This window comes from Saccharibacillus deserti, assembly GCF_013618475.1.
In the GTDB taxonomy this organism is placed as follows: domain Bacteria; phylum Bacillota; class Bacilli; order Paenibacillales; family Paenibacillaceae; genus Saccharibacillus; species Saccharibacillus deserti.
Window position 1 is genome coordinate 892,068 of sequence record NZ_JABJVN010000002.1, and the last position, 23,837, is coordinate 915,904.

At 54.1% G+C, this 23,837-nt stretch carries 21 protein-coding genes; 20 read left to right on the top strand and 1 reads right to left on the bottom strand.

Annotated features, from left to right (window positions below; translation table 11 throughout):
• Positions 1-119 precede the first annotated feature (119 nt).
• From HOP44_RS10080 to pduL, 16 genes are all read left to right on the top strand, one after another.
• Entirely contained in the window at positions 120-1,835 is a 1,716-nt protein-coding gene (locus tag HOP44_RS10080; RefSeq protein WP_425501624.1) for a ribonuclease J, read from the top strand.
• Between the two features lie 184 nt (positions 1,836-2,019).
• Positions 2,020-4,710 carry an FtsK/SpoIIIE family DNA translocase gene (locus HOP44_RS10085; protein WP_172252895.1) on the top strand — a complete coding sequence of 897 codons (2,691 nt, stop codon included), beginning with the start codon at positions 2,020-2,022 and terminating at the stop codon, positions 4,708-4,710.
• A 218-nt stretch (positions 4,711-4,928) separates the two neighbouring features.
• Positions 4,929-6,215, top strand: a complete 1,287-nt coding sequence (gene yfmF / locus HOP44_RS10090) for an EF-P 5-aminopentanol modification-associated protein YfmF (protein ID WP_172252897.1) — start codon at positions 4,929-4,931, stop codon at positions 6,213-6,215.
• Positions 6,216-6,217: 2 nt separating this feature from the next.
• Entirely contained in the window at positions 6,218-7,498 is a 1,281-nt protein-coding gene (yfmH, locus tag HOP44_RS10095; protein ID WP_172252899.1) for an EF-P 5-aminopentanol modification-associated protein YfmH, read from the top strand.
• On the top strand, positions 7,498-8,274 hold the full coding sequence (gene ymfI, locus HOP44_RS10100) for an elongation factor P 5-aminopentanone reductase (RefSeq protein WP_172252901.1): 777 nt from the start codon (positions 7,498-7,500) through the stop codon (positions 8,272-8,274). The genes yfmH and ymfI overlap by 1 nt, the downstream gene beginning before the upstream one ends.
• Positions 8,275-8,429: 155 nt before the next feature.
• On the top strand, positions 8,430-9,197 hold the full coding sequence (locus tag HOP44_RS10105) for a YmfK family protein (RefSeq protein WP_172194500.1): 768 nt from the start codon (positions 8,430-8,432) through the stop codon (positions 9,195-9,197).
• Between the two features lie 62 nt (positions 9,198-9,259).
• On the top strand, positions 9,260-10,366 hold the full coding sequence (locus HOP44_RS22635) for a helix-turn-helix domain-containing protein (protein ID WP_216667515.1): 1,107 nt from the start codon (positions 9,260-9,262) through the stop codon (positions 10,364-10,366).
• Between the two features lie 40 nt (positions 10,367-10,406).
• Positions 10,407-10,898: a YajQ family cyclic di-GMP-binding protein gene (locus HOP44_RS10115; RefSeq protein ID WP_172194502.1), complete on the top strand. Its 492-nt coding sequence runs from the start codon at positions 10,407-10,409 to the stop codon at positions 10,896-10,898.
• A gap of 168 nt (positions 10,899-11,066) precedes the next feature.
• The gene (gene pgsA / locus HOP44_RS10120) at positions 11,067-11,648 is read left to right on the top strand and encodes a CDP-diacylglycerol--glycerol-3-phosphate 3-phosphatidyltransferase (protein ID WP_172194503.1); all 582 of its coding nucleotides are present in this window, start codon (positions 11,067-11,069) and stop codon (positions 11,646-11,648) included.
• 46 nt (positions 11,649-11,694) lie between these two features.
• The gene (locus HOP44_RS10125; protein ID WP_172252903.1) at positions 11,695-12,960 is read left to right on the top strand and encodes a competence/damage-inducible protein A; all 1,266 of its coding nucleotides are present in this window, start codon (positions 11,695-11,697) and stop codon (positions 12,958-12,960) included.
• A gap of 317 nt (positions 12,961-13,277) precedes the next feature.
• Complete coding sequence (gene recA, locus HOP44_RS10130; RefSeq protein WP_172252905.1) at positions 13,278-14,339, top strand: recombinase RecA; 1,062 nt, start codon at positions 13,278-13,280, stop codon at positions 14,337-14,339.
• 119 nt (positions 14,340-14,458) lie between these two features.
• Positions 14,459-15,256: a regulatory protein RecX gene (locus tag HOP44_RS10135; protein WP_172252907.1), complete on the top strand. Its 798-nt coding sequence runs from the start codon at positions 14,459-14,461 to the stop codon at positions 15,254-15,256.
• A gap of 313 nt (positions 15,257-15,569) precedes the next feature.
• Positions 15,570-17,114, top strand: coding sequence for a ribonuclease Y (rny, locus tag HOP44_RS10140; RefSeq protein ID WP_172194507.1), 1,545 nt, complete (start codon positions 15,570-15,572; stop codon positions 17,112-17,114).
• Between the two features lie 121 nt (positions 17,115-17,235).
• Positions 17,236-18,033, top strand: coding sequence for a TIGR00282 family metallophosphoesterase (locus tag HOP44_RS10145; protein ID WP_172194508.1), 798 nt, complete (start codon positions 17,236-17,238; stop codon positions 18,031-18,033).
• A gap of 176 nt (positions 18,034-18,209) precedes the next feature.
• Positions 18,210-18,470 carry a stage V sporulation protein S gene (locus tag HOP44_RS10150; RefSeq protein ID WP_141449461.1) on the top strand — a complete coding sequence of 87 codons (261 nt, stop codon included), beginning with the start codon at positions 18,210-18,212 and terminating at the stop codon, positions 18,468-18,470.
• 220 nt (positions 18,471-18,690) lie between these two features.
• Positions 18,691-19,263 (top strand): phosphate propanoyltransferase, encoded by a 573-nt coding sequence (gene pduL / locus HOP44_RS10155; RefSeq protein ID WP_172194509.1) that lies wholly within the window; start codon positions 18,691-18,693, stop codon positions 19,261-19,263.
• Between the two features lie 72 nt (positions 19,264-19,335).
• Here the strand turns inward: pduL and HOP44_RS10160 are convergent, their stop codons facing one another.
• A complete protein-coding gene (locus HOP44_RS10160) occupies positions 19,336-20,406 on the bottom strand; it encodes a transglutaminase domain-containing protein (protein WP_172252909.1) in 1,071 nt (356 codons plus the stop codon).
• Positions 20,407-20,721: 315 nt separating this feature from the next.
• Between HOP44_RS10160 and HOP44_RS10165 the strand changes: the two genes are divergently transcribed.
• From HOP44_RS10165 to HOP44_RS10180, 4 genes are all read left to right on the top strand, one after another.
• Positions 20,722-21,180: a YlbF family regulator gene (locus tag HOP44_RS10165; protein WP_172252911.1), complete on the top strand. Its 459-nt coding sequence runs from the start codon at positions 20,722-20,724 to the stop codon at positions 21,178-21,180.
• A 92-nt stretch (positions 21,181-21,272) separates the two neighbouring features.
• Positions 21,273-22,331 carry a GNAT family N-acetyltransferase gene (locus HOP44_RS22765; protein WP_246369697.1) on the top strand — a complete coding sequence of 353 codons (1,059 nt, stop codon included), beginning with the start codon at positions 21,273-21,275 and terminating at the stop codon, positions 22,329-22,331.
• Between the two features lie 79 nt (positions 22,332-22,410).
• A complete protein-coding gene (locus tag HOP44_RS10175) occupies positions 22,411-23,202 on the top strand; it encodes an NUDIX hydrolase (protein WP_172252913.1) in 792 nt (263 codons plus the stop codon).
• Positions 23,203-23,229: 27 nt separating this feature from the next.
• Positions 23,230-23,769: a cysteine hydrolase family protein gene (locus HOP44_RS10180; RefSeq protein ID WP_172252915.1), complete on the top strand. Its 540-nt coding sequence runs from the start codon at positions 23,230-23,232 to the stop codon at positions 23,767-23,769.
• Positions 23,770-23,837 lie beyond the last annotated feature (68 nt).

Consider the following 23,837-nt stretch of genomic DNA (forward strand, 5'->3'; position numbering starts at 1 on the left):
GGGCGGCTTTTGCGTACAAAAAGCCCTCTCGAAATCGTGAGGTGAAAGTCCTTGTTCGAGCTATGCCAAAAACCGGAAAAATAGCAAACGTCCAACATTTATAAAACAAATATCGCATAATGACTACTATTATTTTAGGAGGTTTATCTATCTTGGTAAAGAAAAACAATACCGCAGAGAAATTGACAATTTTCGCCCTGGGCGGCGTCGGCGAGATCGGCAAAAATATGTATGTCGTTCAGTACGGTGACGATATCGTCGTTATCGACGCCGGGCTGAAGTTCCCGGAAGAAGACATGCTGGGCATCGATCTGGTTATCCCGGATATCAGTTACCTGACGGAAAATCGCGATAAAGTCAGAGCGATTATCGTCACTCACGGTCACGAAGATCACATCGGCGGTCTTCCTTATGTCCTCAAGCATCTGAACGTGCCGCTTTACGCGACAAAACTGACCCTGGGTCTGATCGAGAACAAACTTCGCGAAGCGAACCTGCTTGGCGAAACGAAGCGCATTCTGATCAACGCCGATTCCGAACTGAAGCTGGGCAGCACGCTGACCGCTACGTTCTTCAAAACAAACCACAGTATTCCGGATTCCGTCGGGGTATGCATCGAAACGCCGGAAGGCAATGTCGTTCATACGGGCGACTTTAAATTCGACCACACGCCGGTCAACGATCAGTTCGCCGATCTGCAGCGTATGGCCGAAATCGGACAAAAAGGCGTTCTGGCTCTGCTGTCCGACAGCACCAACGCCGAAAAACCGGGCTTTACGCCTTCCGAGCGCAGCGTAGGCGTCGTTCTGGAAGACATTTTCCGCAAAGCCCGCCAGCGTGTGGTCGTCGCGACCTTTGCTTCCAACGTACACCGGATTCAACAAGTCGTAAATGCCGCAGTGGCGACCGACCGCAAGATTGTCGTAATCGGACGCAGCATGGTGAACGTCGTAGCCATCGCTTCGGAGCTTGGCTATCTGGAAATTCCGGAAGGCATGATCATCGAGCCGGAAGAGATCAACCGTATCGGAGCCGACCGCGTTGCCATTCTGTGCACGGGCAGTCAGGGCGAGCCGATGTCGGCGCTCAGCCGCATGGCGCGTTCTACGCACCGCAAAGTGGACATTTTGCCGGGCGACACGGTAATCATTGCCGCGACGCCGGTTCCGGGTAACGAAAAATACGTAGGCCGTACGATTGATGCCCTGTTCCGCCTTGGCGCCGAAGTGATCTATAGCGGTTCGAACAAAGGCGTTCACGTATCGGGTCACGGTTCGCAGGAAGAATTGAAGCTGATGCTGAACCTGATGCGTCCGAAATTCTTTATCCCGATCCACGGCGAATACCGCATGCTTCGCAAACACGCACAGCTGGGCGAATCGATCGGCGTCGATCCGGACAACATCTTCCTGATCGATATCGGCGATACGGTTGAAATTCACAACGGCGAGGCCCGCAAAGCAGGCAAAGTGCCTTCCGGCAACGTTCTGATCGACGGACTGGGTGTAGGCGACGTAGGCAACATCGTTCTGCGTGACCGCAAACTGCTGTCGCAGGACGGAATTCTGGTTGTTGTGGTTACGCTCAGCAAGCAGGACGGCCGTATCGTTTCGGGACCGGACATCATTTCGCGCGGATTCGTATATGTGCGTGAGTCCGAAGGACTGCTTGACGAAGCCAACCGTGTCGTAACCAGCACGCTGCAGCGTCTGATGAGCGAAAATGTCAACGAATGGGCTTCGCTCAAATCGGGCGTCAAAGACTCGCTGGGACGTTTCCTCTTCGATCAAACCCGCCGCCGTCCGATGATCCTGCCGATCATCATGGAAGTTTAATCAGCCGCGCAGCGGTTTTATAATTCGGGCTTTTCCCGCCCTTCTCCGGACGATCTTGCAAACGGTCCCGACGGAGAAGGGCTTTTTGCTTTTTTAACGGAAGAAGGAAGCGGTTTTTATCTGCCTTTTGGCGAACTTATGTGCTATTATGGGAAGAGTGTTTTAACGGCAGGAGGGATCGGAATTGGCTCCGAAAAAAGGGACAACGGCACGCGGCGGCAGCAAGCCTCGTTCGGGCGGCAGCCGCAAAACGCCGGCCAAAAGCAGCAAAAAAAAGAACGGGTCGCTTGCGAGCGCTCTTAAATATGAAATTTACGGCATTGTGCTGATTACCTTGTCCGTGATCGGACTGTCCGGTCAGGCTTTTATCGGTCAGCTGCTGTCGGCAGGTTTCGGTCTGGTACTGGGCAAAGCTTATGCGGTCATTCCGCTGCTGGGAATCTATACAGGGTTATATCTGATGATTCGGCGGGGACTTCCGTACGGCTGGAGCGCCCGCAAGTCGGGACTGGTCCTGATGTCTCTGGCGGGCGTTCTGATGCTGTCGATTGGGGAGATCCAGGCCCATTCCGAGCTTGAAGGACGGATGGGCGCCCAAGAGATTGTATCGGCCGCTCAAAGCGATCTTCATCGGTCGCTTATCGCTCCCGACGCCAAGATGGAACAAACGACTCCGTTCCTTCGCCCGATCGGCGGAGGCTACTTTGGTGCGCTGATGCTGTCGCTGCTCTTCCTTATGGTCGGAATGGCGGGAGCGAAACTTGCGGCAGCCGTCCTGCTGATCATCGGTCTGATGCTGATTACCCAGATGTCCTATGTGGACCTGATGGGCATGCTGCGACGCAAAGCCGGCGATGCGGCTCGTTCGGCGGGAGCGCGTCTGAAGGAAGAACGCGAAGCGTCCGAAGAGCGGAGGATCGAAGCCGATGCCCGTTCCAAAGAGAAAGCCGAAGCGGCCAAGAGCAGACGCGAAGCGCTGCCGGAACCGGAAGACGGCGGACGGCGCGGCCTGACCGCCGCTCTGCCTGGACGCCGCAAAGCTCCCGAGGAAGCCGAAGCTGCGGAAGTTCCTCGGGATGAATTCAAGGTGACAGGCGTCTACGGCGTGCCAAGCGAACAGCGCGAACGCGAGAGCGTTTCGGTGGAAGAAGAACGGCAGGCACCGATTATCCGGGACTTTTTCGAGCGTATCCGGGCAGAGAAGAAGATCGATTCGACTCCCGGTACCGAGGAGCTTCCGTTATCCGACGATGCCGAAGATTTCATCGCGGCGGAAGAAGAACTGCCGCCGACCGGGACAACGGTTTCCGTGTCGACGGGGCAGTCGGCAGACGCCGGATCCGGAGCGATCGCCGTGCCTCTCCCCGAAGGCGATCCGTCGATCCCCGCCGCGGCCGGCGAACTGCTGGAAACTGCCGCGGGCGAGCGGCTGAAGCCGCCTCCCCAGCCTTACAAACTGCCTCCGCTCGGTCTGCTGGCCATGCCCAAAGAAGACACGACTTCGACAAGTCAAGCGGACTACATGCAGACGGCCCGCAAGCTGGAAGCGACGCTGGAAAGCTTTGGTGTTCGTGCCCGAGTACTTGAAGTCGTAAGAGGGCCGGCGGTTACCCGCTACGAGATCCAGCCGGATGTCGGGGTCAAGGTAAGCCGGGTCGTCGGTCTGACCGACGATATCGCCCTGGCGCTCGCCGCCAAAGATATCCGGATGGAAGCGCCGATCCCGGGCAAGTCCGCAATCGGCATCGAAGTGCCCAACAACGAAGTCTCCATGGTGACGATGCGCGAGGTGATGGATTCGCCGGTATTCGAAGAAGCGGCTTCCAAACTTACCGTCGCTTTCGGCCGGGATATTTCGGGTCAGACCATCGTCGGCAACCTGGCCCGGATGCCCCATCTGCTTGTGGCGGGTGCGACGGGTTCGGGCAAATCGGTCTGTATCAACGGTATTATTGCAAGTATTCTGTACAAAGCGAAGCCGGACGAAGTCAAGTTTCTGATGGTCGATCCCAAGATGGTGGAACTTAACATCTACAACGGGATCCCGCATCTGCTGGCGCCGGTCGTGACCGATCCCCGGCGGGCGTCGCTTGCGCTCAAGAAGATCGTCGTCGAGATGGAGAAGCGGTACGAACTGTTTTCCAAATCGTCCACCCGAAATATCGAAGGCTACAACACGCTGATGAAAGACAATCCTTCGGCGATCCTGCCGTATATCGTCGTCATTGTCGACGAACTGGCCGATCTGATGATGGTTGCGGCCGGCGACGTCGAAGATGCGATTGCGCGTCTCGCGCAGATGGCACGGGCGGCCGGCATCCATCTGATTATTGCCACGCAGCGTCCTTCGGTCGATGTCATTACAGGCGTAATCAAAGCCAATATCCCTTCGCGGATCGCATTCGGCGTCTCGTCGCAGGTCGACTCGCGGACGATTCTCGATATGGGCGGCGCGGAGAAGCTGCTCGGCAGGGGCGATATGCTCTTTATGCCGATGGGCGCGTCCAAACCGATTCGGGTTCAGGGCGCTTTTCTCAGCGACAACGAAGTGGAAGAAATCGTCGCGTACTGCAGCGGTCAGGCCGAAGCGGAATACGATACGGCACTGGTTCCGGAAATCGACGAGAACGCCGCCCAACCGGAAGAGGTCATGGACGAATTGTACGATCAGGCGGTACAAATCGTCGTCGAAGCCAAGCAGGCTTCCGTTTCGCTGCTTCAGCGGCGCATGAGAGTCGGGTATACGCGCGCGGGACGTCTGGTCGACGCCATGGAAGCCCGCGGTGTAGTCGGCCCTTACGAGGGCAGCAAGCCGCGCGAGGTGCTGATCTCGATCGAACAGCTGCAGGCCAGCCGGGCGGCGGCCGGTTCTTGATCGCGTAAATGAAACGCCAATCGATTTCGTCGTTCGCAGCTGCGGCGCTTTGCGCCTCTGCGGATGCCGGGATCTTTTTCGTTTTCCGTCCTTTTTGGCTGGGGACTTCTCCGGGTTGATTCCCCTCTCGGCGTTGGGTTAGAATAATCAAGAATGGTTAGAATTCAAGAATATGAATGGACCGAGCGGAATCCGCCGAAGCCTAAGGAGTGATAACGATGAGTATGACAGGATTTGAACGGGCAGCGGAAGGCCGGATACGTATCCATGTGCTGCCGACCAAGCGGTTTAAGACGTTTGCCGTTTCCCTGTATGCCGGAGCTTCGCTGCAAGAAGAAACGGTAACGCCGATTGCGCTGACGCCTTTCGTGCTGCGCCGGGGCAGTGCCGCCTATCCGGAGACCATTTTGTTTCGCGAACGACTCGAAGAATTGTACGGAGCCGGATTCGGTTTTGATGTATATAAACGCGACGGCAGCCAGATTGTCCAGTTTCGTATGGATACGATCAATGATGCTTTTGTAGGCAAAGAGGAGCAGCTGCTCGGGAACTCGCTGGCTTTCCTCGGCGAAACGCTGACTCGGCCCGCGTTGGAGAGCGGTGTTTTCAAAAGCAAATTCGTCGACGCCGAACGCGATAACGTACGCAAAAAGCTGGACGCGATCATCAACAACAAAGCCCGTTACGCCGGCGCCCGCTGCGTGGAAGAAATGTTTGCCGGAGAATCCTATCGTCTGAATGCGCTCGGCAAAAGAGAAGCGCTCGAACATCTGGACGCTTCTTCGCTGCACGAATCCTATCGCAAATGGCTGTCGGAAGCGGTACTGGACCTGTACGTGGTCGGCGATACGACGCTTGCAGAAGTCCAAGGCCTCGTGCATAAGCATTTCGATATTGCCGGACCGGGACATTCGCCGTACGAATACGCAAGAAGCGCCAAAAGCGAAGGGGTGGGCAACCCGCATATCGTCAAAGAAACAATGGACGTATCGCAGGGCAAACTCAATATCGGATTCAAAACGTCGATCGACTATGCGGATGACCGTTATGCGTCGGCGCTTGTCTATAACGGCGTACTGGGCGGCTATCCGCATTCGAAGCTGTTCCAGAACGTGCGGGAAAAAGCGAGCCTGGCCTATTACGCTTCGTCGCAGTATGAACCGCACAAAGCATTCGGGACTATCCAATCGGGGATCGAGATCGGCAATTACGAACGTGCGTTGGAGATTATCCGGGTGCAGCTCGATGCCATGAAAGCGGGAGAGATTACCGAAATCGAACTTAGTCAGACCCAGGCTATGCTGGGCAACGATCTGCGTGAAATTCGCGACTCCGCGTTCCAGATGATTCATCACGATTTCGGCGGACGGCTGTCCGGACGCGAACGTTCCGTCTCCGAGCTGCTCGAACAGGTCGAGAGCATGACGGCGCAGCAGGTGGCCGAAGCGGCGCAGAATTTCCGGCTCGACACCATTTACTTTTTGACGGGAAAAGAGGGGGAATAACGATGGAGCGCATTGTCTACAAGCATCTGCAGGAAACGCTGTATTACGAAAAGCTGGACAACGGGCTTAGTGTCTATGTGCTGCCCAAGGAAGGATTTCAGAAGACATACGCAACCTTCTCGACCCGCTACGGCTCCGTCGACAACCGTTTCCGCGTGACGGGACAGGATGAACACCGCGTGCCGGACGGCATTGCCCATTTCCTGGAACACAAAGTATTTGAAGAACCGGAAGGCGACGTGTTTTTGAAGTTTTCAACGCAGGGCGCTTCTTCCAACGCGTTTACCAGCTTCGACCAGACGACCTACCTGTTTTCCGCGACGGAAAAAATCGAAGAAAATCTGGAAACGCTCGTTAATTTCGTACAGAATCCTTACTTTACCGACGAGAACGTCGAAAAGGAAAAAGGAATCATCGGACAGGAAATCCAGATGTATCAGGACAATCCCGACTGGCGTGTATACTACGGTCTGATAGAAGCGCTGTACAGCGTCCATCCGGTGCATATCGATATTGCGGGCACAATCGAGTCGATCAGCGAAATCACCAAAGAAACGCTTTATGCCTGCTATCATACGTTTTATCATCCGAGCAATATGCTGCTGTTCGTAGTGGGCGGCGTCGATCCGGAGAAGGTCATCGCGCAGGTAAAAGCCAATCAGGCCGCCAAAAATTACGGTCCGCAGGCGGAGATCGAGCGTTTCTTCGACCCGGAACCGGAGCAGGTGTCGCAGGAGCGCAAAGAACTGAATCTGCCCGTCTCGCTGCCGAAGTGCCTGTTCGGGTTCAAGGAAGCTGCACCGAAAGTGGACGGACCGGAACTGGTCAAGCTCGATCTGACGACAGAACTGATGCTGGACCTGCTGCTCGGCAGCAGTACGCCGCTGTATCAGAAATTGTACGACGAAGCGCTGATTACCGACGGTTTCGGCGGGGACTTCCGGGCAACGCCGGAATATGCGTTTTCGGTGATCGGGGGCGACACGCGCGATCCCGAACTGCTGATGGACCGGATTCGCGAAGAATCGGAACGTTTGTCGCAAAGCGGCTTTGAAGCGAAAGCGTTCGAACGGGCACGGAAAAAGAAAATCGGCGGCTATCTGCGGATGCTCAATTCCCCGGAAAGTATCGCTCACGAGTTTACCCGATACAAGTTCCGCGGCGGCGATCTGTTTGCCGTATTGGAGATTTACGAGAATATGACCTTGGAAGAAGTGAACGCTCGGCTGCGCGAACACGTACGTTGGGATCGGCGCTCCGTATCCGTCGTAAAAGGCGCATGATGACGGACGGGGAAAAAAGAGCCGGCCGGCGCAAGCCGTCCGGCACGGCCGTCCTCGTAACCGGTGCGTCCGGAGGCATTGGCTCGGCGATCGCCGAGCGTTTTGCCGCGGACGGGTGCCGGGTTGCGCTTCATTATTCTTCATCGGCAGAAGCCGTGCGCGCGGCGGCGGATCGCTGTGCATCGCTTGGTGCGGCCGAAGTGCTGACGGCACGCGCGGATGTACGCAGCAGAGAGCAGGTCCTGCGGATGCGCGACGAACTCAAATCGGCGGGTTTTGTCCCCGATGTGCTCGTCAACAATGCCGGGGTATCGCATTACGGTATGCTATGCGATGTGACGGATGAAGAATGGGACCAAGTGATGGATATCAATCTCAAAGGCACTTTTTTGTGTACCCAGGCTTTTATGGGAGAAATGGTTGCGCGGAAATTCGGAAGAATTATCAATATTTCGTCGGTGTGGGGGCTGACCGGCGCTTCATGCGAAGTGGTCTACTCGGCAGCCAAAGGAGGAATCAACGCCTTTACCAAGGCGCTTGCCAAAGAACTCGCCCTGTCGGGCGTTTCGGTAAATGCGGTGGCTCCCGGAGCCGTCCGGACGGCTATGCTGGGCACCTTGTCTTCGGAAGAATTGGCGGCTTTGGCGGAAGACATACCGGTCGGCCGATTGGCCGAACCGCGCGAGATTGCCGAAACGGTCCGGTTCCTGTCGCTTCCGGAATCTTCTTACATGACCGGGCAGATTCTGAGCCCGAACGGCGGATGGGTCACCTAGGTCAGAAGAAGCCGATCTGCGGCTTCGTGAAAGATGAAGAATCTGTTTCTTGCGTTTAAACGGCATTTTTAATATCATTAGACGAAGGTTACAGCCCAAAGATCAGTTTCGCTTCGAGCTTTAAAATTGCGGGGCACGCGGAAGAGAGATGGATCATGGAAACCAAACAATGGTATATGGAATATCGCATACATAAGAATAGGCCGGGTCTTCTCGGAGATATCGCGTCGATTCTGGGGATGCTGGAAGTTAATATCATTACGATCAACGGCGTGGAAGGCCGGACGCGGGGGATGCTGCTCGAAACGACGGACGACGAGAAAATCCAGCTGCTGGGCGCCATGCTCAAAAAAGTCGACAGTGTCACGGTGACCGCTCTGCGTCCGCCGAAGCTGGTCGATATTTTGGCGGTGCGCCACGGCAGATATATCGAGCGTGATTCGGACGACCGGAAGACGTTCCGTTTTACGCGCGACGAACTCGGTCTGCTGGTTGATTTTCTGGGCGAACTTTTCAAGCGCGAAGGCAACCAGGTGATCGGTTTGCGGGGGATGCCGCGTGTGGGCAAGACCGAATCGATTATCGCGGGCAGCGTCTGTGCCATGAAGCACTGGACGTTCGTTTCGTCGACGCTTCTTCGTCAAACGGTGCGCAACCAGATGTCCGAGGAAGAAATGAATCCCAATAACGTTTTTATTATCGACGGAATTGTCAGCACCATCCGGTCGAACGAAAAGCACTACCAGCTGTTGAAAGAAATCATGGCGATGCCGTGCACGAAAGTGATCGAGCATCCGGATATTTTCATGCGCGAATCGGAGTACGATCACTCCCAGTTCGACATGATTATCGAGCTGCGAAGCACGCCGGATGAAGAAATCATTTACGACACGTTCGCTACGAGCTATACCGACGATATTTAAATGCATTGGAGCGAACCGGACTGCCGGAAAGCTTTTGAATACAACGAGGAGGGATGAACGGAATGTCCGATCTGGGACAACAGTTGAAGGACGCCCGTTTGCAAAAAGGGCTGTCGCTTGAAGATGTGCAGGAAATGACCAAAATTCGTAAACGTTATTTGGAGGCGATCGAGCAGGGGGATTTCAAAGTTCTGCCGGGAAGCTTCTATGTACGGGCCTTTATCAAAACTTATGCGGAAGCGGTAGGACTCGATCCGGATGCCCTGCTGCAAAATCATCCCAAAGATGTGCCGGCGGCCGAGCCCGAAAGCGTCATGGAGCCGGTATTGACCAAACGTTCCGCACGCACGGCAGCGGGAGCAGGCGGTGCAAGTGGCGGAGGCGGACGCGGTGAAGGCAGCAAAGGGCTGTCGACGGCGCTGATGTGGACTTTCCCGATCTTGATCTTGATCATTGTCGGAATCGTATACGTCAACAGCACCAAAGAAGATACGAAAGCGGGCGACGACAAATCGCCGGATACGACGGCAACGACGCAGCAGCCGGCGGACAAACCGGCGACAACGCCTGCCGAATCCGGTACGGCGGACGCTACGGGCGGCGGTGCACAGAGCCCGGCTGCAACGGATCCGGCTGCGGAAACAGAACCTCCGGCTTCGGAAACGGTAACGGATACGCCTCCTGCCGATCCGGCAGCGGAACCGGCAACAACGACCGAAACCGGAACAGAAACGGTCGAAGGTACCGAAGGCACCGGCGAAACTGCGCAGCCTGGCGATGCGGCAGCCGGTGAAGAAGGAACAGCCGGCGAGGAAGGCGCCGCCGGCGAAGAAGGAGCGGCCAATACGACCGGATCCACAATCGTGACGCCGGCGGGGCAGCAGGGCAAAACAACGGTATTCACTGCGCAGCCTGCCGCAGGCGGTTCGGTAAAGGTGACGATCAATGCAAGCGGCATGAGCTGGCTTGAAGTGTATCGCGGCAGTACAAGCGGCGAAAAACTTTACTACCAGAATACCAAGGAAGGCGAAGCCCTTACGTTCGATCTGGACGGTCAAGGCATGTATATCAAATCCGGTTATTCGCCGGTGACGGATATCCGCATCGACGGCCAACCGATTACGGACGGCAAAACGACTTCCCGTTTCCAGATTAACCTGGCGAACTAAGGATTCGTTCAAATTACGTTACCCGAAAGGAAGAGGAATCGTGGCTTCTGAAAATTCAATGGATATCGTATCCAAAATGGATATGCAAGAACTCAAAAACGCAATCGATCAGGCGGAACGCGAAATCGCCAGCCGATTCGATTTCAAAGGAACCCAAACCAGTTTCGACCTCGACAAGGACTCGTTGACGATTGTCTCCGACGACGAGTACAAACTGGGCGCGGTCATCGATGTTCTTCAATCCAAAATGATCAAGCGCGGCGTACCGTTCAAAAATCTGGACTTTGGCAAAATCGAGTCCGCGTCGCTGAACACCGTACGTCAAAAGTTGGGGCTTAAATCCGGAATCGAATCCGACAGCTCCAAAAAAATCAATACGCTGATTCGCGATTCCAAGCTCAAAGTGAAAAGTCAGATCCAAGGCGACCAGATCCGGGTCACTTCGAAGAGCCGGGACGACCTGCAGGCCGTTATGAAACTGCTGCGGGAAGCCGATCTTCCGATCGAACTTCAGTTTACCAATTTCAAATAAGCGGCATGTTCCGCGCATACCCTTCGTTCCTTTTTTGGAAGCGAAGGGTATTTTTGTGGGCACAGCCGCAGGCGGCAGACGTTTTGACACCCAAACTTTCGGATATTATACTTGTAAGGTTGAAGAGAAAAACGAGTTACCACTCGATCGGAAGGAATGGATGGATAAATGAATCTTCCCAATCGTATTACAATGAGCCGAATCTTTCTGATTCCGGTGATGATGGTCTTCCTTCTGGCCGACCTGCCTTTTCTGCCGGAGCCGATCGTCTGGCAGGGAGTGGAGCTGGAATGGGGGCAGTTGATCGCCTGCATCGTGTTTGTAATCGCATCGTGTACGGATGGCATCGACGGTTACATTGCGCGCAGCCGAAATCTGGTGACCAACCTCGGCAAATTGTTGGATCCGCTTGCGGATAAGCTGCTCGTCTCCGCGGCGTTTATCTCGCTGGTACAGATGGATAAGCTGGCCGCCTGGATGGCGATTGTCATCATCAGCCGCGAGTTTGCCGTAACCGGGCTCCGCCAGATCGCTTTGCTTGACGGAGCCGTGATGGCCGCAGGAGCCGGCGGCAAGATCAAGACCGTTCTGCAGATCGTAGCCATTACCCTGCTTCTGCTTAACAATCTGCCTTTCGAAATTTGGGGGATTCCTGCCGACACGATCTTTGTCTGGGCAGCCGTCCTGGTAACGGTCTACTCGGGCGTGGATTATTTTGTCCGCAACCGCAAGCTTTTGAAAAGCGCTTAAGCAGGCCGATTCTTTTCCCTATTCTGGATATGGAGTGTGAGGCACAGTGAAAGCCGAAATTATTGCCGTAGGTACCGAACTTCTGCTTGGCCAAATTGTAAATACCAATGCGCAGTATCTGTCTCAGGAATTGGCATCGCTGGGAATCGACGTTTATTTCCAGACGGTCGTCGGAGACAACAAAGAACGTCTCAAGCAGGCGATTCGGCAGGCCGAGCAGCGTGCGGATGTGCTGGTGTTCTCCGGAGGGATCGGGCCCACGCAGGACGATTTGACCAAGGATACCCTGGCCGAAACGTTGGGACTTGAACTTCGTACGGACCGTCCTTCAATGGACAAGATCACCGAATTCTTCGCGGACCGCGGAATCGAGATGACCGACAACAACAAACGGCAGGCGCTTGTCATCGACGGATGTACTCCCCTGCCCAACTCGACAGGGCTAGCGGTAGGCGTGGCTATCAGCCGGGAGGGGCATCATTATATTGTTCTTCCCGGACCTCCGAGCGAACTTAAGCCGATGTTCGAGAACGAAGCCAAACCTTGGCTGCTCCATCAAGTCCTGACCGACGAATTGCCGCTGTACTCGAGAATTCTGAAATTTGCGGGAATCGGCGAATCCGCGCTCGAAGACAAACTGCTCGATCTGATCGATACGCAGACCGATCCTACGATCGCTCCTTATGCGAAAGAAGGAGAGGTGGCGATCCGTTTGTCCACCAAAGCGGAAAATATTCAGGAAGCCAACCATAAGCTGAACTCGTTGGAAGTCCAGATCCAGAGCCGGCTCGTGGAGCATATGTATGCGAGCGAGGATGTGCCGATCGAAGAGACGGTTGTCAAAATGATGGCGGATCTAGGTCTGACCGTGAGCGCCGCCGAGAGCTGCACGGGCGGAATGGTGATGCAGAGCCTGACGACGATTCCCGGCAGCGCAGCAATGCTTAGAGGCGGGATCGTCTGTTATTCCAACGAGATGAAGGAAAAGCTGCTGAACGTCCCCCATGACTATCTGGAGGGCATAGACGCACCGGGTGCGGTAAGCCGGGAAGTTGCCGAAGTACTGGCCGAGCAGGTCCGGATGATTACCGACACGGATTACGGTCTGGCCGTTACCGGGGTAGCCGGACCGGGTTATTCCGAACGCAAGCCGGTAGGGCTCGTCTACGTGGCGATCGCCGAGCGGGAAGGCGAGACGGAAGTGTTCGAACTGCGAATCAAAGGCAACCGCGATACCATTCGCAAACGTTCCACCAAGACGCTGCTCTACCGGCTGTGGCAAAGGCTTGTACAGGCCGAGAAGCAGCAGTGACCGCCTTCTCCCGCCGCAGGAACGGGTCGGAGATCGACGTTTAAGCGCAGGCTTCGGCAGGCGCTTTTCGTTTGACCCTAATTACATTTTTAGGTATAATAGAAGGACGGAAGAACCGTGGCGATACCAGAGACTCGCCGCGGTTTTTTTGTGGAATGGGGGGCTTTTTTACAACAAAAAGCCGCTTGGCCGGGTATCTGGGATGTTCGCAAAAAATACGAATGTATGTTCGAAAAAAGGCTTGGCAAACCCGTCTAAAAGCGTTATGATAGAGGTACGAAAGACGTACAAAACCAATAGATAAGGGTGTGGATATATTGTCAGATCGTCGTGCTGCGCTGGATATGGCGCTTCGCCAAATAGAGAAACAATTCGGAAAAGGTTCCATTATGAAACTCGGGGAATCGACGCATATGAATGTCGAAGTAGTACCGAGCGGTTCGATCGCATTGGACGTGGCACTTGGAACAGGCGGAATGCCGCGCGGCCGTATTATCGAAATTTACGGACCGGAATCTTCCGGTAAAACGACGGTTGCGCTGCACGCGGTAGCCGAAGTTCAAAAAGCAGGCGGTCAAGCGGCGTTTATCGATGCCGAGCATGCCCTCGATCCTAAATATGCCCGTAACCTGGGTGTCAACGTCGATGAGCTGCTGCTGTCCCAGCCGGATACCGGCGAACAAGGTCTGGAAATCGCCGAGGCGCTTGTACGCAGCGGCGCGGTCGATATCATCGTTATCGACTCCGTAGCGGCTCTCGTACCAAAAGCGGAAATCGAAGGCGAAATGGGCGACTCCCACGTGGGTCTGCAGGCTCGTCTGATGTCTCAGGCTCTCCGTAAGCTTTCGGGCGCGATCAGCAAATCGAATACGATCGCGATCTTCATTAACCAGCTGCGCGAGAAAATCGGCGTGATGTTCGGCAACCCGGAAACTACGCCGGGCGGACGCGCACTGAAATTCTATTCGACTGTACGTCTTGATGTGCGCCGGATCGAGTCCATCAAGATGGGCAACGACATCGTGGGTAACCGTACGCGTATCAAAGTCGTGAAGAACAAAGTAGCACCTCCGTTCAAACAAGCCGAAGTGGATATCATGTACGGAGAAGGCATTTCCAAAGAAGGCAGCCTTATCGATATGGGAACCGACATGGACATCGTAGAAAAAAGCGGTGCTTGGTATTCCTATTCGGGCGAACGCCTTGGTCAAGGTCGCGAGAATGCCAAACAATTCTTGAAAGACCACAAAGAAATCGCAATTGCGATCGAAACCAAGATTCGGGAAGCCAGCAATCTGGTAACCATGATTGAAGCTCCATCGGAGAGCGACAAGAAGGCCGAAGAATTGGAAGAGAGCGAACTTCTGGAACTCGAATAAATAAGGCTGCAAAGCCGATCTCATAAGTAGAAGAGTCCCGGCGCGCATGCGGCCGGGGCTTTTCTTTTTACGGGCGATAAAGTCTTATCAAGTTGGATTGACAGAAAAGAGGGAGAACCATGAGTTTTGGCAAAAAGAAGTTTGGCAGTTATCGGAGCAGCAGCCGCGGATCGAAAAGCGAAGCGGAAGGCGAAGAAAAACAGGAAACCTTTCAAGCGGAAACGCTGCATAGCCTGGATGATTTTCCCCAAGACGAAGCTCAGCAGGTGACGCTGGTCGAGCTGCTGCGCCGTCCGCGAAGCAGCTATCGAATCTATTTCGGGCCGCATTACATCACGGTACATGAATCCACCATGGTCCGCTACGGAATGACCAAAGGCAGCTTTTTCAACAAAGAAGAAGTGGACGAAATCGTCAATGCCAATGAACGGCAGATCGCTTATGCGCAGGCTATCAATTACTTGAGCTTCAGATCCCGGACCTCGGGAGAGATCGAACAGAAGCTGCTCGAAAAAGAACTGGATCCGGACGCGATCGCGGATACGGTACAAAGGCTCCAAGAAGAGAATCTGATCGATGATGCGGCCTACGCGCAGGAGTGGGCACAGCAGCGGGTGACCGGCCGAAAAAAAGGAAAGGTATTGGTCAAACAGGAATTGAAGCGCAAAGGGGTCGACGCGGAGCTGATCGACGATGCTTTGGATGCGCTGGGGGAAGATGACGAAATGCGCAGCGCAGAAGAGCTGGCTGCCAAAAAATGGCGGACAACCAAAGGCGATTTGTGGGATCGCAAGCGTAAAACGGCTGCTTTTATCATGCGCAGAGGATTCTCCAGCGACATTGCGCGCAGGGCATTGGACCGCGTATTGAGTAGGGAAGGCGAGGATGCGGAAGCTCTCGGGACGGAATTCGATTGATGCCGCTTGAAGCCGGCCAAGCAAATTTGGCAATAGCTTGACAACAACTTTTGACGAAGACTACAATAAATGAGGAACGTCAGTGGAATGACAAGCCTTTTTCCTTCCAAAAATGCGCTCGACTTCCCTGTGTTCTGCCTAATTGACTCTCCCCCGATGGTTGAAAATCGGGATTGGCAGCGGCTTATTTACGCCGTCTTGCCTTATGGGAACGGCCTGCAGGCCGGGCCTTGAATGGACGAATGAGGGTATGGAAACCAATTGCTTTATCCCGAGGAATACCTTGGAGGAATCAACGAGGAGGTGAGCAGAAATGGACAACATTTTCTGGGTCGCGATTCTCGTTGTAGCCGCATTATTCTTTGGGTTCGTGATCGGATATTTTATTCGCAAATCTCTTGCTGAAGCTAAAATTTCCAGTGCCGAGCAGGCCGCTGAACAAATCGTGGAAAACGCGAAAAAAGATGCGGAAGCACTGAAAAAAGAAACGGTTTTGGAAGCCAAGGACGAAGTCCACCGGATCCGAACCGAAGCTGAAAAAGACATTCGTGAACGTCGGAATGAAAATCAACGACTAGAGAGACGATTGTTGCAGAAAGAAGAGTCGCTGGATAAAAAATTGGAATCGCTTGAACGTAAAGAAGAACAGGTGGCGAACAAAGAGAAACGCACCGAAGAGACCAAGCAGCAAATTGAAAAAACGCTCGCGCAGCAGTTGGCCGAGTTGGAACGGATCTCCAACCTGACGACCGATGACGCAAGAGCCATCATTTTGAGCAGTGTGGAGCAGGAAACCCGCCACGAAGCTGCACAAATGATGAAAGACATCGAGGCGCAAGCCAAAGAAGAAGCGGACCGCAAAGCCCGGGAGATTATCTCTCTCTCGATCCAGCGCTGCGCCGCCGACCACGTAGCCGAGACGACGGTCTCCGTCGTATCTCTGCCTAACGAGGAAATGAAAGGCCGTATTATCGGCCGCGAAGGACGTAATATTCGTGCTTTGGAAACACTGACGGGGATCGATCTGATTATCGACGATACGCCGGAAGCGGTTATTCTGTCGGGATTCGATCCGATTCGCCGCGAAATTGCGCGCACCGCTCTCGAAAAACTCGTTGCCGACGGTCGGATTCACCCGGCCCGGATCGAGGAAATGGTCGAGAAGTCGCGTAAGGAAGTGGACGAGCGTATCCGCGAATACGGGGAGCAGGCTACTTTCGAAGTAGGCGCCCACGGTTTGCATCCGGATCTGATCAAGATCCTGGGTCGTCTGCGTTTCCGTACGAGCTATGGACAGAATGTACTCAAGCACTCGATGGAAGTGGCTTACCTGTCCGGTCTGATGGCAGGAGAGTTGGGGCAGGACGTTACGCTCGCAAGACGGGCCGGACTGCTGCATGACATCGGCAAAGCGCTTGATCACGAAGTCGAAGGTTCACACGTTGAAATCGGCGTTGAACTGGCGAAGAAGTACAAAGAACATCCGGTCGTTATCAATAGTATCGCGTCGCACCATGGCGATACCGAAGCGACTTCGATCATTGCCATGCTGGTCGGCGCAGCGGATGCTTTGTCCGCGGCAAGACCGGGAGCACGGCGCGAGACGCTTGAGACGTATATTCGCAGACTCGAAAAACTGGAAGAGATTTCCGAGTCTTTCGAAGGAGTCGAAAAGTCTTTTGCCATCCAAGCGGGACGCGAAGTGCGTGTCATGGTGCAGCCGGATCGAATCGGCGATGCCGAAAGCTTCAAGCTGGCGCGCGATATCACGAAGAAGATCGAAAACGAGCTCGATTATCCGGGACATATCAAGGTCACGGTCATTCGGGAAACACGTGCGGTCGAATACGCCAAGTAATCCGGGCAAAATTCCGGAGAGTTACGAATACGAGAACAACGGCTGCTTTTCCTTCACGGGACGGAGCAGCCGTTTCTTCTTGCCCGCATGAAGCGTGTATGAAGTAGAGAGGAAGAAATGTATGAAATTGATCTTTATCGGAGACATTGTCGGAAGTCCGGGCCGCCGTGCCGTCAAGGAAATGCTGCCTTACCTGAAATCCAAATACAACCCGCATATCATTATCGCCAATGGAGAAAATGCAGCGTCGGGACGCGGGATTACGCACGCCATCGTCAGACAGCTGTTTGAGTTGGGCGTACATGGGATCACGATGGGCAACCATACATGGGATAACAAAGAAATTTTCGAATTTATCGATGACGAGCCCCGGCTGATTCGTCCCGCGAATTTTCCGCCGGGAACGCCGGGCCGCGGCTACACGGTGATCAAAGCCAATGGCAAAGAACTTGCGATCGTCAATCTTCAAGGTCGCACCTTCCTGCCGGCAATCGACTGCCCGTTTCGGGCTTCGGATGATATCGTGGATGAACTTCGTCAAAAGCATAAATGTATTCTGGTCGATTTTCATGCGGAAGCCACTTCGGAGAAAATCGCGATGGGCTGGCATCTTGACGGAAGAGCCTCGCTCGTCGTCGGCACGCATACCCATGTTCAGAGCAATGACGACCGGATCCTGCCGGGCGGTACGGCTTACTTGACGGATGCCGGCATGGTCGGTCCTCGCGACGGCATACTCGGTATGAAGCAGGACGGTGTACTTTATCGCTTCAAGACGCAGCTGCCTTCGCGCTTCAATGTTGATGAAGAAGGTAAATGGCATTTCCACGGCGTTTACGTCGATATCGACGAAGAAACCGGACAAGCCCGCAAGATTGAGAAAATTCGTCAGATGGAAGATGAGTTCCGGATGGAATAAAGCGGTTTACTTTTAAAACATTCGGAATATTTTGTCGTTACGCCTCGAAAAAGAAGGATTTTACGGAAGTATCGCGAATAGTGATACGGAGTAGCCATTCAAGCCGTCTCCGCTGCTTAGCCATCACTAAGTACCGTACAACTGTTTATCACTTCTTCCAGAGGAGGTACCTGCTCATGGATGTATTAAAGGTTTCTGCCAAGTCCAATCCCAACTCCGTTGCCGGTGCGCTTGCAGGCGTACTGCGCGAGCAAGGAGCCGCCGAACTTCAGGCGATTGGGGCGGGGGCGATCAATCAGGCGGTTAAAGCAGTGGCCATTGCCCGAGGGTTTGTCGCACCGGGAGGAGTCGATCTGATCTGTATTCCGGCGTTTACCGACGTGATCATCGATGGCGAAGAGCGGACGGCGATCAAGTTGATTGTGGAGCCAAGGTAAGTTCAACGCGCCTGCGAAGCTTTAGCGAAAGGGATGTTCGTTCCGTCTGCGGACGGAGGACGTCCCTTTTTTGCGTATTTGGACGATTGCCTGCAGGGGCAGTCCTTTTTCTTTTACGGCGAAAGGTGTATAATAAGAGATGCACGGGTATTTTTATGATGCCCACCGAGGATCGAGGGCTAACCCAAATCAGAGACAAACCAAGAGGAGTGACTCGCAAATGAGTAAAATCGTACCTGTCGGCGTGTCCGCACGTCACATCCATCTCTCGCAAGAACACGTAGAAAAATTGTTCGGACAAGGATATCAGCTGACCGAAATGAAAGCTCTGTCCCAACCGGGCCAATTTGCCTGCAACGAAACGGTTGAAGTGGTCGGCTCCAAAGGCACGTTTCCGAAAGTCCGTATTCTCGGGCCCGCCCGCCCGGCTACCCAGCTGGAAATTTCGCAAACCGACTCGTTCGCGCTTGGCGTGAAGGCTCCTGTTCGCGAATCCGGCAGCATTGACGGAACACCGGGAATTACGATCAAAGGACCGGCTGGCGAAGTGCAGATCGAAGAAGGCGTCATCGTCGCGGCCCGTCATATTCATTTCCATACTTCCGACGCGGAAAAATGGGGAATTCAAGACAAGCAAATGCTGAAAGTCCGCTTTGGCGGCGCTCGCGGCGTTGTATTTGAAAATGTACTCGCGCGCGTATCCGATTCGTTCGCGCTCGATATGCATATCGATACGGACGAAGCCAATGCAGTATTGGCGAAGACCGGCGACACGGCCGAAATCATCGACTAAGAATCTTTCGGTTTCGAATAAAAAAGGACTGCCTTGGGCAGTCCTTTTTTGCGTTTGAAAAGATGTGTGGAATCAGTACGTGAAAGAAAACCGGATAATCGCTGTGCCGTTGCTGGCGACTTTATAAGCAAAATTCACTTCGCTGACCGGAGTGTCGAGGCAGGCTTTCATAATCCGATCCAGTTGGCTTTTGGGTGACAAAGAACCGAAGTCGTGCATAACTTCCAAGTCGGCTGTTTGATTGTCGATCGCCGCGAGTACCTTTTTTTGCAGCGAAGCCGTAGTAGAGGTCATTTCGCCTCCGATCGCATCCAGCAGGTTGCGGTGCTGACTGCTCGTTTCCGCTTTTTTGGCAAGCAGGGAGCGGTAGTCGGAGACGGCGGCCGGAACATTGTTTTTCTTCCAGTTGTGATTGCGATCAAGCGTTTTATCGTTTACCAGATAATAGGTATAGGAAATTTCGTTTTTTTGGTCGGGTGTCGGATCGTCCCAGGTCATATCGAGATTGTACCAGCGTCCGTCGAGTTTAAGCTTGTTCCAAACATGGCTGACTCCGTCGGCATCGCCTTCGACAATACGCGTTTCGATTCCGGCCAATGTCAGCATCCGGTAGCCGAGCAGCGTATAGCCCTGGCAGACGGTCGTACCTTGCGTCAGACCTTCGTAAGCCGAATAGCGTGTCAGCGATTCGTCGTAGGCCAGGCGCGTCACGATATAATCATGAATGACTTTGACTTTCTCGTCCTGGCTCATGTCCGTTTTGATAATCGTCTTCAGCGTCGCTTTGGCTTGGGCAGTTACATAATCGGCCTGCTGTTTGCTCTCCAGATACAAGGCGGAAAAAGTAACCGAAGCTTTGGAACCTTTAATCTTGGCCCGCGTCTGGATCCGATCAAGCGTATAACGCGTATACGGCTCGGATTTGACTGCCGCGCTGTCCAGCAGGCGGTTTACGCGTGCAAATTGGCTCCGGCTCATATCGAGAACGAATGTAGGCTTTTTTTGTTCCAGGGAAGCGGTAATGGAGGCAATGACGGAAGCGTCGGAAGCGGCGGCCGAAGCCGTATGCGGCGCGGCCGGCAGCAGGATCGAAGCACTGATCAAAGCGGCGGTCAGAGAAAGGGGCAAGCGTTTCTTGTTCAACAAAGTTCCTCCTGTATATCGGCCGGATCCGGGTCTATATTCGAATCGGCCTTTGGTTTGCTTTTTAAGTATACCGCAGAAATAAGACAGAGGCTGCAAAAAAGAACAAAGCGAAAAAAGAGGCAGCGGGGAAAACGAATGGAACGAAAGGGTGCGGTATGTTATAATTTTCTATCGTACCCGACAAAAATCACGGATAGGTACGGATTAACGCGACACAACGACCGGGCCGCGGCAGCGAAGGCAAAACGGGCCTAGCCATATAGAGTACATCGGACAACATGCAGTGCAAATTGAGCAGGGAGGCACGAGAAGATGAACGATCCACGGCAAGAAGGGGCGGAATTCCCAGGCCAATATACGGAAGCCGGTGCTCCGGCAGGGCTTTGGAATCGCAGCGATATTCAAGTCAAGACCCGCGAGCTCGCGGGGATGTTGACTTCCAGCGAAGAAGTACGGATTTTCCAACAGGCGGAACGCCAAATCCAGGGACACGAACGGATTCAAACCTTGATCGCGACGATTAAAAAGAAGCAGAAAGAAGTTGTGGCGTTCGAAGCGATGAAAAATGCCAAAATGGCGGCTCTTATCGAAGAAGAACTAAACGAGCTGCAGGAAGAGCTCGACGCAATTCCGATCGTCGGCGACTATCAGGAAGGACAGGTCGAAATCAACGGTCTGCTGCAAATGATTATCTCGGCTATTCATTCCACGGTATCCGAGAAGATCGCTGTGGAAAAAGGAGCCGACAGCCCGCCTTCTTCCTGCGGCTGACCCGTCTAAGGGCCGAACAGACGCGGAAGATTATCTTCCGCGTTTTTTTTGTTTTTGGAAATCAATAACGACGATCGCAGAGGAGCGGCCGTATGGACAGGAATCAAGCAGAAGAGCACGAGAAAATTGCATATGAACCGCAGCCGGACCGATTGGACAAAGAACTGCTGAAACGGGGCGATCCGCTGGAATGGCGTATTGAAACGTATCTGCATGAAGCGCAGTGGTGGACGGCGGGCGAAGAAGATACCGTCACGGCCGCCGTAGGTTTTTTGAGGGTGGGAGCCGAAGAAGCGGAAATCATGAATGCGGCATCCGTACATTGGGATGACGGATCTGACGCCCGTTTTGTACGCCTGCTCCAAAAAGTATGCGGGGAACTGCGCAGGTCCGGTGTCCGTCGTTTGACCGCCTATACGGGGAACTGGGAGACGGAGCTGCTGCAAGCTTATCAGCGTTCCGGATTTCGGATTGCGTCGGTAGAACCGGATTACTACGCCGACTGTTGGCTCCGCGGCGAGCAGCCGGAAGGGATGCCGCGGGTCGACCGGCTGATGCTGGAGGCGTTGGAGGAAAGCTCAGGCTCTCCGTCAGTCGTCCGCGGCATGGAGAGCGGGCTGCAGACCCAAGTTCGGAGAGTCGAACTCAAAGACAGCCGGAAGCTTCTGGCCATGAAAAAGCAGCTCGACCGCGAAACGACTTCGATGCTGTACGAACCGGGCGAACGAAGAATGACCGAAGGCGATCAGCTCGAACAGATTCGCTCGCTGCTGCGCAGCTCGAATTCGCTGATGCTTGTGGCCGAGAACGAAGGGGAGGTCGTCGGATATCTGGAAGCTACGGGCGGCAAAGTCAGGCGCAATCAGCATACGGTTTACGTAGTCATCGGAATTCTGGAGTCGTATACCGGCCAGGGACTGGGCAGGCGGTTGTTCGAAGAACTGTTCGAATGGGCGGTACGCCGTCATATTCTTCGGGCCGAGCTGACCGTTCAGGCTCCGAATCAGCGTGCTTACCGGCTGTATCGTTCGATCGGCTTCAAACTTGAAGGCATCATGCGCGGAGCGTTGATCATCGAAGGGGAACCTGTCGACTTGTATCAGATGGGGCTGGACCTTCGAACAATTCGGCAGAGCGGGGTTGACAAATAAATCGAGTGTGTCATAATGATAATATCATATTCGAAACTTGAGTAAACCGATTTTATCAAATGCTGCGATGGTGATGCTGATGAACGAACAGAACGGATCAAACCAACCGAATGAACAAGTCCATTACGATGCCAAGAAATATCGGACGCCCGACGGTGCGCCGGCGGACATTGTGATGTTCACGCTGACCAAGCGCGAGCGCAAGACGGTGACCAAGACGCTTCCTCTTCGGGAGCTTCGCGTCATGCTGATCCGGCGCCGGGCTTGGCCTTATGCAGGGAAATGGGCGCTTCCGGGAGGATTCTCCCGCGACGACGAATCGTTGTACGAAACGGCGATGCGCGAATTGAAGGAAGAAACCGGCGTAGTCGGACGCCATCTGGAATATCTCAGCGTGTACAGCAATCCCGGGCGCGATCCGAGAGGTTGGATTATCTCGCACGCTTTCTTCGCGCTGGTGGAAGAGGAAGTGCTTGAGAAACGCCAGGCAGCGGACGATGCCGAAGAAGTGGGATTGTTCACGATCGAAGAAGCACTGGACGAACTGGACCTGGGTTTCGATCACCGGGATATTATTGCCGATGCTTATCGGAGAATCCAGGAGAAAATGCTGCATACGACGATCGCACGCAAGTTTTTGCCGCAGGAATTTACGCTTAGCGAATTGTATCAAGTGATCAAAGCGGTAGTTCCGGATTTCGAAGAGCCGAACTTTATCCGCAAAATCACTTCGACCCGCAGCCGCAAAGGCATCCTTGAAGAAGTGCGCGACGAAAGCGGGGCTCCGGTCAGCTCGAACCAATATTCGCAGCGGCCCGCTCAACTGTACCGCTTTTTGGATAATGTGCCAAGACTGTCGATCTATTCCTGATTCGCCCAACGACAAGGAGGAGTTGCGATGAAAGCCCTTATTGTCATCGATTATACAAACGACTTTGTAGACGGCAGCCTTCCGGCAGGGGAGCCCGCAATCGCGATCGAACAGCGAATGGTCGAACTGACCGAAAATTTTGTGTCGGCCGGCGATTATACGGTGATGGCTGTCGACCTGCATGAAGAAAATGACCCTTATCATCCGGAGACGGCTTTGTTCCCGCCGCACAATATCCGCGGCACCGCGGGACGCGAATTGTACGGCGGGTTGAAAGATCTTTATACCGTTTATGAGTCGTCGATCCATTGGATGGATAAAACGAGATACAGTGCATTCGCGGGTACCGACCTGGAGCTTCGACTCCGAACCCGGGGCATTAAGGAAGTTCACTTGATCGGGGTATGCACGGATATTTGTGTACTGCATACGGCGGTCGATGCCTATAACCTGGGGTTTGAGATCATCGTACATGAAGATGCCGTCGCGAGCTTCAATGCGGCGGGACATGTATGGGCTCTGGAGCATTTCAAAAACAGCCTCGGCGCCCAAATCGTAACCGGCTGAACAAGAGCCACAATTTTGATGCAGCGGAAGGATCGACAAAGGTACGGGCACCGCGCCTCAAAGCGAAC

Excerpts from the sequence above, each read along its gene's own strand:
- HOP44_RS10080 (WP_425501624.1), top strand. The coding sequence starts at position 120 with ATGACTACTATTATTTTAGGAGGTTTATCTATCTTGGTAAAGAAAAAC.
- yfmF (WP_172252897.1), top strand. The coding sequence starts at position 4,929 with ATGAGTATGACAGGATTTGAACGGGCAGCGGAAGGCCGGATACGTATC.
- yfmH (WP_172252899.1), top strand. The coding sequence starts at position 6,218 with ATGGAGCGCATTGTCTACAAGCATCTGCAGGAAACGCTGTATTACGAA.
- ymfI (WP_172252901.1), top strand. The coding sequence starts at position 7,498 with ATGACGGACGGGGAAAAAAGAGCCGGCCGGCGCAAGCCGTCCGGCACG.
- HOP44_RS10105 (WP_172194500.1), top strand. The coding sequence starts at position 8,430 with ATGGAAACCAAACAATGGTATATGGAATATCGCATACATAAGAATAGG.
- HOP44_RS22635 (WP_216667515.1), top strand. The coding sequence starts at position 9,260 with ATGTCCGATCTGGGACAACAGTTGAAGGACGCCCGTTTGCAAAAAGGG.
- pgsA (WP_172194503.1), top strand. The coding sequence starts at position 11,067 with ATGAATCTTCCCAATCGTATTACAATGAGCCGAATCTTTCTGATTCCG.
- HOP44_RS10135 (WP_172252907.1), top strand. The coding sequence starts at position 14,459 with ATGAGTTTTGGCAAAAAGAAGTTTGGCAGTTATCGGAGCAGCAGCCGC.
- rny (WP_172194507.1), top strand. The coding sequence starts at position 15,570 with ATGGACAACATTTTCTGGGTCGCGATTCTCGTTGTAGCCGCATTATTC.
- HOP44_RS10145 (WP_172194508.1), top strand. The coding sequence starts at position 17,236 with ATGAAATTGATCTTTATCGGAGACATTGTCGGAAGTCCGGGCCGCCGT.
- HOP44_RS10150 (WP_141449461.1), top strand. The coding sequence starts at position 18,210 with ATGGATGTATTAAAGGTTTCTGCCAAGTCCAATCCCAACTCCGTTGCC.
- pduL (WP_172194509.1), top strand. The coding sequence starts at position 18,691 with ATGAGTAAAATCGTACCTGTCGGCGTGTCCGCACGTCACATCCATCTC.
- HOP44_RS10165 (WP_172252911.1), top strand. The coding sequence starts at position 20,722 with ATGAACGATCCACGGCAAGAAGGGGCGGAATTCCCAGGCCAATATACG.
- HOP44_RS22765 (WP_246369697.1), top strand. The coding sequence starts at position 21,273 with ATGGACAGGAATCAAGCAGAAGAGCACGAGAAAATTGCATATGAACCG.
- HOP44_RS10175 (WP_172252913.1), top strand. The coding sequence starts at position 22,411 with ATGAACGAACAGAACGGATCAAACCAACCGAATGAACAAGTCCATTAC.
- HOP44_RS10180 (WP_172252915.1), top strand. The coding sequence starts at position 23,230 with ATGAAAGCCCTTATTGTCATCGATTATACAAACGACTTTGTAGACGGC.